General features: G+C 73.3%; 14 protein-coding genes and 1 tRNA gene. 6 read left to right on the top strand and 9 right to left on the bottom strand.

Going from position 1 to position 13,957, the window contains the following annotated elements; genetic code table 11:
- Window positions 1–126: 126 nt before the first annotated feature.
- The 3 genes from ABZZ04_RS16175 to ABZZ04_RS16165 all read right to left on the bottom strand — a co-directional run bounded on the left by ABZZ04_RS16175 (window position 127) and on the right by ABZZ04_RS16165 (window position 2,385).
- Complete coding sequence (locus tag ABZZ04_RS16175) at window positions 127–1,017, bottom strand: SCO1664 family protein (protein WP_356932835.1); 891 nt, start codon at window positions 1,015–1,017, stop codon at window positions 127–129.
- Window positions 981–1,571: a DUF3090 domain-containing protein gene (locus ABZZ04_RS16170; protein WP_356932834.1), complete on the bottom strand. Its 591-nt coding sequence runs from the start codon at window positions 1,569–1,571 to the stop codon at window positions 981–983. The genes ABZZ04_RS16175 and ABZZ04_RS16170 overlap by 37 nt, the downstream gene beginning before the upstream one ends.
- Window positions 1,572–1,674: 103 nt before the next feature.
- A complete protein-coding gene (locus ABZZ04_RS16165) occupies window positions 1,675–2,385 on the bottom strand; it encodes a histidine phosphatase family protein (RefSeq protein ID WP_356932833.1) in 711 nt (236 codons plus the stop codon).
- Between the two features lie 59 nt (window positions 2,386–2,444).
- Between ABZZ04_RS16165 and corA the strand changes: the two genes are divergently transcribed.
- Entirely contained in the window at window positions 2,445–3,440 is a 996-nt protein-coding gene (gene corA / locus ABZZ04_RS16160) for a magnesium/cobalt transporter CorA (protein ID WP_356932832.1), read from the top strand.
- A gap of 55 nt (window positions 3,441–3,495) precedes the next feature.
- On the opposite strand, the gene ABZZ04_RS16155 is transcribed toward corA, so the two are convergent.
- Both ABZZ04_RS16155 and ABZZ04_RS16150 read right to left on the bottom strand, forming a co-directional pair.
- Window positions 3,496–4,284 carry a ferritin-like domain-containing protein gene (locus tag ABZZ04_RS16155; RefSeq protein ID WP_356932831.1) on the bottom strand — a complete coding sequence of 263 codons (789 nt, stop codon included), beginning with the start codon at window positions 4,282–4,284 and terminating at the stop codon, window positions 3,496–3,498.
- A 245-nt stretch (window positions 4,285–4,529) separates the two neighbouring features.
- Window positions 4,530–5,579, bottom strand: coding sequence for an LLM class F420-dependent oxidoreductase (locus tag ABZZ04_RS16150; protein WP_356932830.1), 1,050 nt, complete (start codon window positions 5,577–5,579; stop codon window positions 4,530–4,532).
- Window positions 5,580–5,719: 140 nt separating this feature from the next.
- On the opposite strand from ABZZ04_RS16150, the gene ABZZ04_RS16145 reads away from it, so the two are divergent.
- Complete coding sequence (locus ABZZ04_RS16145; protein ID WP_356932829.1) at window positions 5,720–6,703, top strand: aldo/keto reductase; 984 nt, start codon at window positions 5,720–5,722, stop codon at window positions 6,701–6,703.
- A 125-nt stretch (window positions 6,704–6,828) separates the two neighbouring features.
- Window positions 6,829–8,967, top strand: a complete 2,139-nt coding sequence (locus tag ABZZ04_RS16140) for an ATP-dependent RecD-like DNA helicase (protein ID WP_356932853.1) — start codon at window positions 6,829–6,831, stop codon at window positions 8,965–8,967.
- Between the two features lie 45 nt (window positions 8,968–9,012).
- On the opposite strand, the gene ABZZ04_RS16135 is transcribed toward ABZZ04_RS16140, so the two are convergent.
- Complete coding sequence (locus ABZZ04_RS16135; protein ID WP_356932828.1) at window positions 9,013–9,666, bottom strand: hypothetical protein; 654 nt, start codon at window positions 9,664–9,666, stop codon at window positions 9,013–9,015.
- 47 nt (window positions 9,667–9,713) lie between these two features.
- On the opposite strand from ABZZ04_RS16135, the gene ABZZ04_RS16130 reads away from it, so the two are divergent.
- Window positions 9,714–9,902, top strand: a complete 189-nt coding sequence (locus ABZZ04_RS16130) for a DUF5703 family protein (protein ID WP_030918345.1) — start codon at window positions 9,714–9,716, stop codon at window positions 9,900–9,902.
- A gap of 68 nt (window positions 9,903–9,970) precedes the next feature.
- On the opposite strand, the gene ABZZ04_RS16125 is transcribed toward ABZZ04_RS16130, so the two are convergent.
- The 3 genes from ABZZ04_RS16125 to ABZZ04_RS16115 all read right to left on the bottom strand — a co-directional run bounded on the left by ABZZ04_RS16125 (window position 9,971) and on the right by ABZZ04_RS16115 (window position 12,567).
- Entirely contained in the window at window positions 9,971–10,696 is a 726-nt protein-coding gene (locus ABZZ04_RS16125) for a chaplin (protein ID WP_356932827.1), read from the bottom strand.
- A 137-nt stretch (window positions 10,697–10,833) separates the two neighbouring features.
- Window positions 10,834–11,067, bottom strand: coding sequence for a chaplin (locus ABZZ04_RS16120; protein WP_356932826.1), 234 nt, complete (start codon window positions 11,065–11,067; stop codon window positions 10,834–10,836).
- Between the two features lie 174 nt (window positions 11,068–11,241).
- Window positions 11,242–12,567 (bottom strand): M20/M25/M40 family metallo-hydrolase, encoded by a 1,326-nt coding sequence (locus ABZZ04_RS16115; protein WP_356932825.1) that lies wholly within the window; start codon window positions 12,565–12,567, stop codon window positions 11,242–11,244.
- A gap of 184 nt (window positions 12,568–12,751) precedes the next feature.
- Here ABZZ04_RS16115 and ABZZ04_RS16110 point away from each other — a divergent pair.
- Both ABZZ04_RS16110 and ABZZ04_RS16105 read left to right on the top strand, forming a co-directional pair.
- Window positions 12,752–12,836 (top strand) — tRNA-Leu (locus ABZZ04_RS16110).
- A gap of 166 nt (window positions 12,837–13,002) precedes the next feature.
- On the top strand, window positions 13,003–13,938 hold the full coding sequence (locus tag ABZZ04_RS16105) for a pseudouridine synthase (protein WP_356932824.1): 936 nt from the start codon (window positions 13,003–13,005) through the stop codon (window positions 13,936–13,938).
- Window positions 13,939–13,957 lie beyond the last annotated feature (19 nt).

Raw genomic sequence — 13,957 nt, 5'->3', positions numbered from 1 at the left:
GGATGCACGTTCCGGATACGAACCGGATACCGGATCCTGACCGAAGAGGCACTCTTGCGCGATGCGGCCCCGTCTGCTGCGACGTACGGGCCGGGCTTCCTCCCCCGGTCCCTCCGGCCGGTTTCCTCACACCGGCGGCCAGGGGATCGACGGCCACTCACCGCTCGGCTCCGGGTGCCGCCCCGACGCCCGCAGCCCCTCGACCCGTCCCCTCAGCGCCTCGATCTCGGCCGCGGTGATCAGCTCGGCCAGCCGGGTGACGAGCGGGGTTCCCGGCGCGAGCTCCGTCCCCAGCCGGTCGACAACCTCGACGGCCTCGGCCGTCAGCGGCTCCCCCGCCCAGCCCCAGAGCAGGGTGCGCAGCTTGTCGTCGGCGTTGAAGGTCACCCCGTGGTCGATGCCGTAGAGCCGGCCGTCGGGCGCGGGCAGCAGGTGGCCGCCCTTGCGGTCCCCGTTGTTGATGACGGCGTCGAGCACGGCCAGCCGCCGCAGCCGCGGGTCGTCCGCGTGGACCAGCAGGGCCGTCCTGCCCTCGCCGACCTCGGCGCGGACGACGGCCTTCCAGCCCTCGCCGGGCTCCTCGTCCTCGACGAGCGCGAGCAGCGGGGGTTCGCCCGCCTCCCCGTCCTCGTCGCCCTGCGGCGCGGCGTCGATCCACAGCTGGCACATGCCCTCGCCGTACGGCCCGTCCCGCAGCACGGTGGGCGGTACGAGGCCCCAGCCGGTCGCCTCGGAGAGCTCGTACGCGGCCACCTCGCGCCGGGCCAGCGTGCCGTCCGGGAAGTCCCACAGGGGCTGTTCGCCGGCCACCGGCTTGTAGACGCAGGTCGCCTCCTCGCCGTCGCGCGCGACGGTGCAGTACAGCACCGCGTTGGAGGCGCCGCGGATCTGTCCGAGGACGGTGAGCCCGCCCTCGGCGAGCAGGGCGAGCCGGTCGGCGTCGGTACCGGCGCGGGTGCCGGTACCGGTGTCGACGCCGGTCAGGCTCCGCGACGGTATCCGTTCTGGCGCGGGCATACGTGTCCTTCCGGATCGAGCGGCAGGCTGCACAGCGGGCACGGCGGGCGCCCGGCGTTCACGACGTCCAGGGCGCGCTTGGCGAAGGCCCGGGCCTGTGCGCCGCTGAGCCGGACCCGGAGCATCGGCGGACCGTTCTCCTCGTCCTGCAGCAGCCGCTCCTCGGCCTCCGCGAGGTCCTCGTCGGAGTCCACGTCCAGCTCGACCAGAGCCTGGGCCTCGACGATCATGCGCTGTTCCTCGCCGTCCCAGGCGAGGGCCATCGTGCCGACCCGGAACTCCTCCTCGACGGGAACGTCCAGGGGGGCGGTGTCGGTGACGTCCATGGGGGCCATGGCGGGCACCGGGGAGTTGCCGCCGGTCCGCCTCACCACCTCGTCGAGCAGCTCGTCGATCCGCTCGGCGAGCGCGGCGACCTGGGTCTTCTCCAGGGCCACGCTGGTGACACGTCCGCCTGAGGAGGCCTGCAGGAAGAACGTACGGCGTCCAGGCAACCCGACCGTGCCGGCCACGAAACGGTCCGGGGGGTCGTAGAGGAACACCTGACGGGACACGTCCTGTCTCCCTTGAAGATCGAAGGTGGTTGGGGGCGGCCGGGGCCGGGGAGACCCCCGGGAAACGGCGCCCACGGCGCGTCCACCCTACTGCGCGGAGCGATCACGGCGCCCCAGCGCCGCCACCGACCGCCGCGTCCGCTTCCGGGCGCCGGTCCGGGTCCGTCGCGTCGCCGCGTTCGCGCGGTGCCAGCGGGGCGAGGTCGCCGGTGTCGCCGAGCCGCAGCAGGAAGGGCCGCAGCCCGGTGTAGCGGATCGCGGTGACCGAGCAGGGGTCGGCGTGGATCCGCTGGAAGAGGTCGAGGTGCAGGCCGAGCGCGTCGGCGACGATCGCCTTGATGATGTCGCCGTGCGAGCACATCACGTAGGCGGCGTCCTCGCCGTGCCCGGCCGCGATCCGGGCGTTCCAGTCCCGGACCGCGTCGACCGCGCGCGCCTGCATGGCGCGCATGGACTCGCCGCCGGGGAAGGCCGCGGCGGAGGGGTGCTGCTGCACGACGTTCATCAGCGGTTCGTCGGTGAGCTCGGCGAGCTTGCGCCCCGACCAGTCGCCGTAGTCGCACTCGTTGATCCGCTCCTCCGTGTACGGCTCCAGCTCGGGGCGGGCGTCGAGCAGTGGCCGCAGGGTCTCCCGGCACCGCTGCAGGGGGCTGCTGACGGCGGCGGCCAGGGGCAGCTCGGCCAGCCGGCCGGGCAGCGCCGCGGCCTGTGCGGCGCCGCGCTCGTCGAGCCCGACACCGGGGGTGCGGCCCGCGAGCACCCCTGCCGTGTTGGCGGTGGAACGTCCGTGGCGTACGAGGATCAGGGTGGGCATACGGGCCAGCGTAGGCCGCCGTCGACGACAGGGTGCGCCGGGGAGCCGGGCAGGGAAGAATGCCCGCCGTGATCGTGGACTGTGCCATCTACCGGGACGGGCGCCGTACGGACGGCCCCGCCGACCTCTCCGACGCCCTCGCCGAGGCGCGGGCCAACGGGGACGCGTTCCTCTGGATCGGTCTGCACGAACCCACGGAGAAGGAGTTCGACCTCGTCAGCAGCGAGTTCGGGCTGCATCCGCTGGCGGTGGAGGACGCCCTGAGCGCGCACCAGCGTCCCAAGCTGGAGGTCTACGACGACTCGCTCTTCGCGGTCATCAAGCCGGTGGTGTACGACCATCGGGACGACACCGTCACCACCGGCGAGCTGATGGCCTTCATAGGCGACTCGTTCGTCGTGACGGTCCGGCACGGGGAGGGCTCGCCGCTCGCCGCGGTACGGCGCCGGCTGGAGTCCGAGCCGGAGGTGCTCAAGCACGGGCCGACCGCGGTGCTGTACGCGGTCAGCGACGCGGTCGTCGACCACTACATCGAGGTGGCGGGCGAGCTCCAGGTGGACCTGGAGGAGCTGGAGACGAAGGTGTTCGCCCCGGCCGGCGGGGGCGGCGACAAGAACACCGCGTCGCGCATCTACACCTTCAAGCGGCAGATCCTGGAGTTCCGCCGGGCCGCCGGGCCGCTCGGCGCCCCCATGGCCCGGCTGGCGAGCGCGGAGGTGCCGTTCGTCCACGAGCACTCGCAGCCGTTCTTCCGGGACGTGAACGACCACCTGACGCGCGCGAACGAGTACGTGGAGGGGCTGGACCGGCTGCTCTCCGACATCCTCTCGGCCCATCTGGCCCAGGTGGGGGTGCGGCAGAACGACGACATGCGCAAGATCTCGGCCTGGGCGGCGATGGCCGCCGTGCCGACCATGGTGGCGGGGATCTACGGCATGAACTTCGAGCACATGCCGGAACTCGGCCAGGTGTGGGCGTACCCGGCGGTGATCGTGCTGATGGTCTCCGCGGTCCTCGCCCTGTACCGGCTGTTCAAGCGGCGCGGCTGGCTCTGAGGGTCCGGACGGCGCGGCCCGGCGGGCCGGGGAGCGGTCCGGCGCCCCGCCGGGGTCAGGCGAACTCCGGCATCTGCGCGGCGGGGCCGCCCAGGGCGTCGCGCCGTTCGGGCTGCTCCAGGCTCACCATGCGCCGCCAGCCCACGAGCCGTTCGTACGCGTGGACGCCGTGGATGCCCGCGGCCAGCACCGCCGCCCTGGCCCGGGACCAGCCCAGGATGCGGCCCATGTGCGCCATCACGGCGAGGCTGACGTCGCGGTACACCCGGATCTCGGCGAGCGCGCACTCGCGCAGGGTGCGCTGGATCGTGCGGCCGTGCCCGGCGCGGGCGAGGCGGAGCAGTTCCTCGTGGCAGTACGCGAGGTGGTTGTCCTCGTCGTTGGAGATCATCTTCACGGCACGGCCGAGGTCGGGGTGGTCCGCGAAGTGCTTGCGCAGCAGCCGCATCTGTTCGGAGGCGCGCTGCTCGGTGACCCGGCTGTGGGCGAGGTAGGTGATGATGTCGCTCTCCAGGAGCGGTTCGTCCAGCCGCAGCCGCTCGTGGCCGAGGCCGATGCCCTGCCGCTCCAGCAGCATCGTGTAGTCGGTCTCCCGCGGCACCTCCACCGGCCGCAGACCGCGCTTCCTCAGCAGCGCGCCGAAGATCCTGCCGTGCTTGTCCTCGTCGGCGCCGTGCCGTGCGATCTTGGGGGCCAGGGCCCGCTGGCTGTCGGGCGCCAGGGCCGCGATGCGGCCGTTCTCCCAGCCGCCCTGGGACTCCCCGCCGGCCGCGATGGAACAGAACAGCCGGAATGCCTCGTCGTCGTCGAGGATCTCCTGGAACAGGCTCTTCGCCGAGAGCATCACTGCCACCTCCGTACCGGCATCCGCCGAGCGACAGTCAAATGCGGCACGCCCGGCCGGGCAACAGGAAGCGGGTCCCGGCTACGCCGGATGGGGCGGTGGCGCGGCGGCCGCCCGGCGCGCGGCGGCACCGTGCGCGCCGGGCCGCGTAACCGTCCGCCCCCTGGCGCGTTGATACGCACGACGGCCGTGGCGGGGAGGCCCCGAGCCCCCGCCACGGCCCGCCCCCGCAGGGGGCCTGTGCGTCACGCGAGTCCGGCACGCTCCATCGCGTCCGTGCCGGCCCGCAGGGCCGTGATCCGCTCGTCGAGCGTGAAGCCGGCCGGGGCAAGGGTCAGGGTCGTGACGCCCGCGGCGGCGTACGCCTGCATCCGTTCGGCGATCCGCTCGATCGGGCCGAGCAGCGCGGTCTGGTCGATCAGCTGGTGCGGCACGGCGGCCGCGGCGCCGTTCTTGTCGCCGGACAGGTACTTGTCCTGGATCTCGGCGGCTTCCTTCTCGTAGCCCATGCGCTGCGCGAGCTGGTTGTAGAAGTTCTGCTTGCGGCTTCCCATGCCGCCCACGTACAGGGCCGTGTACGGGCGGAACATGTCGGCGAGACCGTTGACGTCGTCGCCGACGGCGAGCGGCAGGGTGGGGCACACGTCGAAGCCGTCCATGGTCAGACCGGCCTTCTCGCGGCCCGCCCGCAGGTACTTCAGGGCGGTGTCCTCCAGGTGCTCCGCGGAGGGGAAGATCAGCAGCGCGCCGTCGGCGATCTCGCCGGTCTGCTCCAGGTTCTTCGGGCCGATCGCCGCGATGTAGACCGGGATGTGCTCGCGCTGCGGGTGGACGGTCAGCTTGATGGGCTTGCCCGGTCCGTCCGGCAGCGGCAGCGTCCAGTGCTGCCCCTGGTACGAGAGCCGCTCGCGGGACATCGCCCTGCGGACGATCTCGACGTACTCGCGGGTGCGGGCCAGCGGCTTGTCGAACTTGACGCCGTACCAGCCCTCGGAGACCTGCGGCCCCGAAACGCCGAGGCCGAGCCGGAACCGGCCGCCGGAGAGCGAGTCGAGGGTGGCGGCGGTCATCGCCGTCATGGCGGGCTGGCGGGCCGGGATCTGCATGATCGCGGAGCCGACGTCGATGGACTCGGTCCGGGCCGCGACCCAGGAGAGCACGGTCGGGGCGTCGGAGCCGTACGCCTCGGCCGCCCAGCAGACGTCGTACCCGAGCCGGTCGGCCTCCTGGGCGACGGCCAGATTGTCGCCGTCCATTCCCGCGCCCCAGTAACCGAGATTGATGCCGAGCCGCATAACCGCTCCCTTACCGATCAGTAACGTCCCTGGACCCCGGACTCTAGCGCGCGGCCCCCGGTTCCGTCAGGGGCGACTTCGGGGCGCGGCCGTCCACAGGCCTCCACCGAGTGGGGCTCTGGCCAGTAATCTCAGCGCCCATGGAGCAGAGGCATCTCGGCCGGACCGGCCTTCGAGTGTCCCGGATCGGGCTCGGCACCCTCACCTGGGGCCGGGACACCGACGAGCACGACGCCGCCGAACAGCTCAAGGCCTTCTGGGAAGTGGGCGGCACGCTGGTCGACACGGCCGATGTCTACGGCGGCGGGGAGGCCGAGTACCTGCTCGGGCGGCTCGTCGCGGGCCTGGTGCCGCGGGAGGACCTGGTCATCGCGACGAAGGCGGGCAGCGTGGCCGACCCGTACCGCAGGTTCGACGGGTCGCGCGGGCATCTGCTGGCCGCGCTGGACGCCTCCCTGGAACGGCTCGGCACGGATCACGTGGATCTCTGGCAGCTGCACGCCTTCGACCCGGGGACCCCGCTGGAGGAGACCCTCCAGGCGGTGGACCTGGCGGTCTCCACGGGGCGCGCCCGGTACGCGGGGGTGTCGAACTTCTGCGGCTGGCAGCTGGCGAAGGCGGCCACCTGGCAGCTCGCCGCGCCCGGGGCGCGCACCCGGCTGGCAAGCACACAGATGGAGTACTCGCTGCTGCAACGGGGGGTGGAGCGCGAGGTGCTGCCCGCCGCCCTCGATCTCGGCATCGGGCTGCTGCCGTCCTCGCCGCTGGGCCGCGGGGTGCTGACCGGGAAGTACCGGACGGGCACCCCGTCGGACTCCCGCGGTGCCTCGGAGCTGCTGGCCCCGTTCGTCGAGCCGTACCTGGACACGGCGGCGGGCCACATCGTGGACGCGGTGACCACGGCCGCGGACGGTCTGGCCACGACGCCGCTCCAGGTGGCGCTCGCCTGGGTGCGCGACCGGCCCGGTGTGGTCGCCCCGATCGTCGGCGCGCGCAACGCGCAGCAGCTCACGGAGGCGTTGTCGGTGGAGGCGCTTAGTCTTCCTGACGAGATCTGCCAGGCGCTCGACGACGTGTCGGCGCCCGTGCACCGCTATCCCGATCAGGACTGGAGCACGCTGTGACTGCGCTTCCCCGGGGGGAGACCCCCGGCTCCCCGGCCGCCGCCGACGACGACGTCGTGGCCCCCTCCCCCGCCGTGCCCGCCCCGTCCACCGGTGACGAGGAGCACGCCCCGGCCGGGGACGCGGTGGAGGAGGACGGCGGGAGCGAGGCCACCGAGGACGGGGACGGGGACGAGGCCACGACCGACGCCGCCGGGGACGGGGCCGAAGCCGCCACCGACGCCGGGGACGGCGCCGCGCCCGCGCTTTCCGAGGCCGAGGCCGAGCTCGCCGCCCAGCGCGAGTTCCGGGAGCGGATCGAGAAGCGCAAGGCCGAGAAGAAGGGCCCCATCTCCGCCGGTGCGAAGCTGAGCGGCACGGCGGCCGACCTGCTGGCCGCCGTACGGGCCGTGGAGAGCGGCGAGAAGCCCGCCGCCCCGTTCCTCGACCGGCCCGCGCCCGCCGCCGCCCCCGACCGGCCCGCACCCGCTCCCGAACCGGCGCGTCCGCGCACGCCCGAACCGGCACCGGCGCCCCGCAGCGCCCCGCCCGAGGCACTGGCCGCGACCGCCGCCGTGCTGGCCGAGGGCGGGGCCCCGGCGGCGCTGGCGGGCCCGGTGGCCGAGGTTCTCGGCGCGCAGGCGGCCGAAGCGCTGCGCGAGGACCCGTGGCGCCTGCTGGCCGTGCCGGGGGTCCGCCCCGAGCAGGCGGACGGGTTCGCCCGGGCCCTGCTCGGTGCCGGGTGCGGCCCGGACGACGAGCGGCGGACCGCCGCCCTGATCGGTCTGCTGCTGGAGCGGGCCGCGCTGCGGGGCCATACGGCGCAGGACGCCGAGACCGTACGGGCCGCGCTCGCCGGACACGCGGTGACCGACCCCGGGGCGGCCGTGGAGCACGCCGTGGCCGAGGGCGTCGTCCTGGCCTTCCGGGAGGGCCCCGAGGACCCGGAGCCCGAGGCCGCCGAGGAGCCCGGTGCGCCGGCCGACGGCCCCGACGACGGCGACGGGCCGGAGCCGGAGCCCGTACGGGTGCTGCTCGGCCTCGACCGCTACGCACTCGCCGAGGAGAGCCTCGCCGACGGTCTCGCCCGGCTGGTCAACGCCTGCGAGAAGGACGCCGACTGGACGGAGGCGGCCTCGGCCGCGGGCTCCTCCTCGGCGTCCGAGCTGATCCGCACGGTCGCGGCCCACGGCCTGGTGGCCCACACCGGCGGCGAGGCCGCCCGGGCCGAACCCGCCGCCCTGATCACCGCGGCCCGCGGCCTGGGGCTGCGCGCCCTGGGCGCCACGCACAGCGCCGACGGCAGGCACCGGCTGGCCGGCGCGACCGGCGACCCGGCGACGGCCGTCACGCTCGCCGGGCTGCTCTCCGGCACGGAGGGCCCCGGGCGGGACGAGGAGGGCGCGCTCGCCGTCGACCTGCTCGTCGTGCTCGACGCCCCGCAACTGGACGTCGAGACCGCCGCGATGCTGGTCGAGTCCCTGGCCGACGGCACCCGCCTGGTGCTCAGCGGCGACCCCGGAGTGCTGGGATCGGCCGGTGCGGGGCGGGTGTTCGCGGATGTGCTCGCGGCCCGCAGCTGCCCGCAGATCGCCTCCCGGACCCCCGACCCGGGACCGATCGGCGAACTGGTCTCCGGCATCGGCATCGGCGAGCTGAACCAGGTCGAGGCGCCCGGCCGGGAGGTGGTGATCGTCCCCGTGCGCGACGCGGGCGAGGCGGTGCACCGCACCGTGCAGCTGGTGGCCGACTCGGTGCCGCGCGCCATCGGCGTGCCGTCGTCCGACACCCAGGTGATCACCGTCGGCCATGGCGGCTCGGCGGGCACCCGGGCACTGAACGCGGCGCTGAAGCAGCGCCTCAACCCCGGCCCCGGCCGGTTCGGCGGCTTCGACCCGGGCGACCGCGTCGTCCACGTCCCGGCGCCCGGCAGGACCGTGCCCGCAGTGGTCGTCTCGGCGGACGCCGAGGGCCTGCACCTGGACTGCGGGGGCACGGAGGTCGTCGTGCCGCAGGGGCGGGTGGAGTCCGTCGTGCGCCACGGCTGGGCCCTCAGCGCCCACCAGGCGGCCGGGACGCGGTGGCCCGCGGTGGTCGTCGTGCTGCCGGGCGACGCGGCGCAGGGGCTCAGCCGGGCCTGGGTGTACACCGCCTTCGGGCGCGGCGAGCGCCATCTGTCCGTCGTGCACGGGGTGGATCAGGCGCTCCCGCGCGCGGTCGCCCAGTCCCCGGCCCAGGACCGCACGACGCGGCTGCGCGACCTGCTGGAGGCGGCCGCCCGGTGATCCGGGCGTCGGGCGGGCCCGGTCGGGGCCCGCCCGGCCGGCGGGTCAGGAACCGTCCGCGGCCATGCGGGGTTCCTCCTCCGGTTCGTCCTCGTCGAAGACGGCGCTGACGTCGAAGCGGCAGACCACCAGTTGCGGGTCCGCCTCGTCGAACGGCGCGCCGAGCCACTCCCCCGCCTCGGGAAGTTCCTCGGCGGCCGTGACCCACAGCGTGGAGTCGCCCTCCTCCAGCCCGAACTCCGTGTGCCTGGAGGCGATCTCGTCCGGTTCGTACTCCCCGAAGAGCACGCCGAGCGCCGCGTGGACGCTGGAGCCGACGACCGCGGCGTACTCGCCCCGGTCGTCCCGGTCGAGGTCGGCGATCCGCTGGGCCTGTGCGAGCAGCCTCGGCGGTTCCACCACTGCGTAGTCGCGCCGGATCAGCACGCTGAGCGCGTTCGGCTCCTCGGGTCCGGCGTACGGCGGAAGCGCGTCCTGCGCACCCGGGATCTCGAAGGGAGTGACTTCGTCGTAGCGGTCGTAGAGCAACTCGTCGTAGGACTCGGCGGCAGCGGCCAGTGCGTTGAACGCGTCGTAGACGGCCGTGTCGTCGTCCCCGGTACGGCGTTCGACCGCCGCGAGATGGTGGTCGAGCGCGGCTTTGACCGCCTCCGCGGCGGCGCGTACCTCGGCAGCGGTGGGCTGCGCAGCATCAGACATGGTGCAGACGCTATCCGTACACGGGCTCTGCCCGCACAATAGATGCGATGCCGGAATACGAATTTGTCGATGTGTACGTACCGCGCGGGGTCTCCCGCAAGGAGACGGCCCGCCTGCTGACCGACCACGCCGAATACGGTCACTGGGAGTTGGACCGGCTGACGCTGCGTCGCGACGGCAGCCGCAGGGTGCGGCTGCGCCGACGGATCATCCGCCAGCTCCGCGCCACCTGGTGAGACGGAACGGGCCCCGCGGTGGCGGGGCCCGTTCGTTCTCATCGTGTTCGCGTCACCGCTCCGGTCCGTTATGCGGACATCCGGGCGCGGCGGTAGAGCACGGTGCCCGCGCCCGCGAGCAGCAGCCCCGCGCTCGCCGGGACCAGCAGGTCGAGCCCGCCCGCGCCGGTGTGCGCGAGCTGTTCGACGTGCTGCGGTTCGGGCTTGTTGGGCACGGTCGGCTTCTCCGGGGTCGGAGGCTCGGGCTCGGTGACCGGGGGTTCGACGGGCGGCGGCGTGACGACGTCCGTGCCGTTCTCGCAGTCGTTGCCGAAGGTCGGGTTGAGCAGACCGCCGACGGTGATGCTGTTCCCGCAGACGTTCACGGGGATGTCGATGGGCACCGCGATGTTGTTGCCGGACAGCACGCCCGGCGAACCCTTCGTGACGCCCTGGGCCGTGGCCCCGCCGCCGAGCGGGGCCCGGTGCTTGCCGTTGCCCGGCCGGCTCGCGTCGGTGAGGTCGCCGGAGACCTGGCTGCCGGAGGCGTGCTTGCCCTGGGAGCCGTCCTGCGAGCTGTTCCCGCAGGTGTTTCCGAACGCCGGGTTGAGCAGCGCCACGACGTCCACGGAGTTGCCGCACACGTTGACCGGCACGTGCACCGGGATCTGTACCGAATTCCCTGAAAGCACCCCCGGGGAATCCGTTGCGCCGCCGGACGCTCCCGCGTCGGCGTGCGCGTAGCCGCCGCTCAGCGCGAGTGCGCCGCCCGCGGCCGCCATGGTGATCAGGCCTTTGCGCGTGACCTGTCGCATAGGTGTTTCCTGCCTTCTGACCTTCCGGAAAACCCCCGGACTCGACCGTGCGGGGGCGGAGTACCAGTGGCCCCGGAGTGCATGGCGTGCACTCCGGGGCCGACCGGGTTCAAACCCTCAAGGGTTGACGCACAACGTCAGGCGTTGACGCAGGTGTTGCCGAAGGCGGGGTTCAGCAGCCCGATCACGTTGATCGTGTTGCCGCACACGTTCAGCGGGATGTGGATCGGCACCTGGATGGTGTTGCCCGAGATCACGCCGGGGCTGCCGACCGCGGCACCCTGGGCGCCGGAGTCCGCGACGGCCATGCCCGCGCCCGCGAGCACCAGACCGCCAGTGACAGCCGCAGCAGCGACGACCTTCTTGATCATGATTCCTCCTAGTTGGCAATGCGGTCCCAGCCGCGGACCGCATCACGTGTAACGAGGAAGAGGTAATCGGGCTACGAGCGTATGGTTCCTTTCACTCGTTCCGGTCAAATGCGCACACGCTGCCGATTACCGATGCGGGAAGCGGGCGGAAAGTCGGCGGAAAACCGGCGGGACTCAGCAGTTGTCGATGAACCGGTCGAGCACCCGCACGCCGAACTTCAGCCCGTCCACCGGCACCCGCTCGTCCACTCCGTGGAACATGCCCGCGAAGTCGAGCTCCGGCGGCAGCTTCAGCGGGGCGAAGCCGAAGCAGCGGATACCGAGGTCGTCGAAGGACTTCGCGTCGGTGCCGCCGGAGAGCATGTACGGCACGGCGCGCGCGATCGGGTCCTCCGCCTTCAGGGCGACCTGCATGGCGTCGACGAGCGCGCCGTCGAAGCTGGTCTCCAGCGCCTTGTCGCCGTGCACGTCCTCGCGCTTCACCCGCGGGCCGAGGATCCGGTCCAGGTCGGCCAGGAACTCCTGCTCGAAGCCGGGCAGGAACCGGCCGTCGACGTGGGCGGTGGCCTGGCCGGGGATCACGTTCACCTTGTAGCCGGCGCCGAGCATGGTGGGGGCGGCGGAGTTGCGGAGCGTGGCGCCGACCATCTTGGCGATACCGCCCAGCTTGGCGAGCGTGGCCTCCATGTCCTCCGGGTCGAGCGGGGTGCCGAGCGCGTCGGACAACTCGTCGAGGAAGGAGCGCACCGTCTTGGTCACCCGGACCGGCCACTTGTGCCGCCCGAGCCGCCCGACCGCCTCGCAGAGCTCGGTGATCGCGTTGTCGTCGTTGGTCATCGAGCCGTGGCCGGCGGTGCCGTCCACGGTGAGCCGCATCCAGTGCATGCCCTTCTGGGCGGTCTCGACGAGGTAGAGCCGCAGGTTCTCGTTGACCGTGAAGGAGAAGCCGCCGACCTCGCCGATCGCCTCGCTGACCCCCTCGAAGAGGCCGGGGTGCTTGTCGACCAGGTATCGCGCGCCGTACGTGCCGCCCGCCTCCTCGTCCGCGAGGAAGGCCAGGACGATGTCGCGCGGGGGCTTGCGGCCGCTGCGCATCCGGTCGCGGACGACCGCGAGGGTCATCGCGTCCATGTCCTTCATGTCGACCGCGCCGCGGCCCCACACGCAGCCGTCCGCGATCTCGCCCGAGAACGGGTGGTGCGTCCAGTCGTGCGCGTTGGCCGGAACCACGTCGGTGTGGCCGTGGATCAGCAGCGCGGGCCTGGACGGGTCCTCGCCCTCGATCCGCGCCACCGTCGATGCCCGGCCCTTGTGGGATTCGAAGATCTGCGGCTCCAGTCCGACCTCGGCGAGCTGCTCCGCGACGTACTCGGCCGCGCGCCGCTCCCCCGGCCCCGAGTGGTCCCCGTAGTTGCTGGTGTCGATCCGGATCAGCTCACGGCAGAGGTCCACGACCTCGTCCTCGCCGGAGACCGTCCGGGTCGTGCTGGTCTCGCTCACGCTGCTTCCTTCCGCTGTCGCCCTGGTGTCCCTTCTCATCCTCCCGCGCCCGGCCCGCGCGCCCAAGGCCACCCGCCCCTCGTCATGCGCCCTTCACACTGTCCGGGGCGTGATCGAGCACCTCCGAATGTTTGCTATTGTTTTCCACGTCGGAACGGGCAGCGGCCCGCGAGACGGACACCCTGTCCGGGTGGCGGAATGGCAGACGCGCTAGCTTGAGGTGCTAGTACCCTTTATCGGGTGTGGGGGTTCAAGTCCCCCCTCGGACACAACGGCGAGTGCCGGTCAGGAGAGATCCTGACCGGCACTTCGCGTTGTGCCCGCGCCACGGCGCGGGGAGCCGCGGACGGGCGGGCGGCGCCACTTCACGGACGCCCGGGAGACGAGCGAGGAGCCGGCAACCATGAGCACCGTCGTACCGGTGGGCGTGGCCCCGTGAGGGGGCGCGGGAAGGCCCCGGCGGCGCCGCTGGCGCAGCGGTACGGGATCGATCCGGTGCGGCTGCGGCTCCCGGAGGACCCGGACGGGGCGTGGCCGACGGTCCGCGACCATCTGCTGGCGCGGTTCGGGGACGCGATCGGGGCGGCCCGGGTGGACGCCATGTTCGCCGAGGGGCGGTTCGTGTCCGTGGACGGTGCCGTGGCCGCCGACGAGCCGTACGCGGCGGGCCGGTACCTCTGGTTCCACCGGGATTTCGCGCCGGAGGAGCCGGTGCCGTTCCCGGTCGGCGTCGTGCACCGGGACGCGCATCTCGTCGTCGCGGACAAGCCGCACTTCCTGGCGACCACCCCGCGCGGCCGGCACGTCACCGAGACCGCGGTGGCCCGGCTGCGCCGGGAGCTGGACCTGCCCGCGCTCCAGCCCGCGCACCGGCTGGACCGGCTGACCGCGGGCCTGGTGCTGTTCGTCGTGCGGTCCGGGGAGCGGGGCGCGTACCAGACGATGTTCCGGGACCGGCTGGTGCGCAAGGAGTACGAGGCGGTGGCGCCGTACGATCCCCGGACGGTCCTCCCCCGGACGGTGCGCAGCCGGATCGTGAAGGAGCGCGGGGTCGTCGCCGCCCGCGAGGAACCGGGTGCGCCGAACAGCGAGAGCCGGATCGAGCTGCTGGAGCACCGGGAGGGGCTCGGTCGCTACCGGCTGCTGCCCGCCACCGGGCGGACCCATCAGCTGCGGGTCCACATGAACGGCCTGGGGCTGCCGATCGTGCACGACCCGGTCTATCCGGTGGTCGAGCCGGAGCCCGCCCCGGACGACTGGTCGCGTCCGTTGCAGCTCCTCGCCCGGGTCCTGGAGTTCACCGATCCGGTCACGGGCGAGGCGCGCCGCTTCGAGAGCGGGCTGCGGCTGACCGCGTGGCCGGACCGGTGAGCGGGCAGGGCACCGGGGT

Origin of the sequence: Streptomyces sp. NPDC006435, assembly GCF_040612315.1 — a bacterium.
GTDB lineage: Bacteria > Actinomycetota > Actinomycetes > Streptomycetales > Streptomycetaceae > Streptomyces.
The sequence above is the reverse complement of the archived record's forward strand: the minus strand, read 5'-3'. Positions and strand labels throughout refer to the sequence as shown.

What these genes read in the sequence shown, in the direction of transcription:
- ABZZ04_RS16150 (WP_356932830.1), bottom strand. Translation starts at nt 5,579, where the DNA reads ATGCGGCTCGGCATCAATCTCGGTTACTGGGGCGCGGGAATGGACGGC.
- corA (WP_356932832.1), top strand. Translation starts at nt 2,445, where the DNA reads ATGCCCGCCGTGATCGTGGACTGTGCCATCTACCGGGACGGGCGCCGT.
- ABZZ04_RS16130 (WP_030918345.1), top strand. Translation starts at nt 9,714, where the DNA reads ATGCCGGAATACGAATTTGTCGATGTGTACGTACCGCGCGGGGTCTCC.
- ABZZ04_RS16165 (WP_356932833.1), bottom strand. Translation starts at nt 2,385, where the DNA reads ATGCCCACCCTGATCCTCGTACGCCACGGACGTTCCACCGCCAACACG.
- ABZZ04_RS16155 (WP_356932831.1), bottom strand. Translation starts at nt 4,284, where the DNA reads ATGCTCTCGGCGAAGAGCCTGTTCCAGGAGATCCTCGACGACGACGAG.
- ABZZ04_RS16145 (WP_356932829.1), top strand. Translation starts at nt 5,720, where the DNA reads ATGGAGCAGAGGCATCTCGGCCGGACCGGCCTTCGAGTGTCCCGGATC.
- ABZZ04_RS16120 (WP_356932826.1), bottom strand. Translation starts at nt 11,067, where the DNA reads ATGATCAAGAAGGTCGTCGCTGCTGCGGCTGTCACTGGCGGTCTGGTG.
- ABZZ04_RS16135 (WP_356932828.1), bottom strand. Translation starts at nt 9,666, where the DNA reads ATGTCTGATGCTGCGCAGCCCACCGCTGCCGAGGTACGCGCCGCCGCG.
- ABZZ04_RS16125 (WP_356932827.1), bottom strand. Translation starts at nt 10,696, where the DNA reads ATGCGACAGGTCACGCGCAAAGGCCTGATCACCATGGCGGCCGCGGGC.
- ABZZ04_RS16175 (WP_356932835.1), bottom strand. Translation starts at nt 1,017, where the DNA reads ATGCCCGCGCCAGAACGGATACCGTCGCGGAGCCTGACCGGCGTCGAC.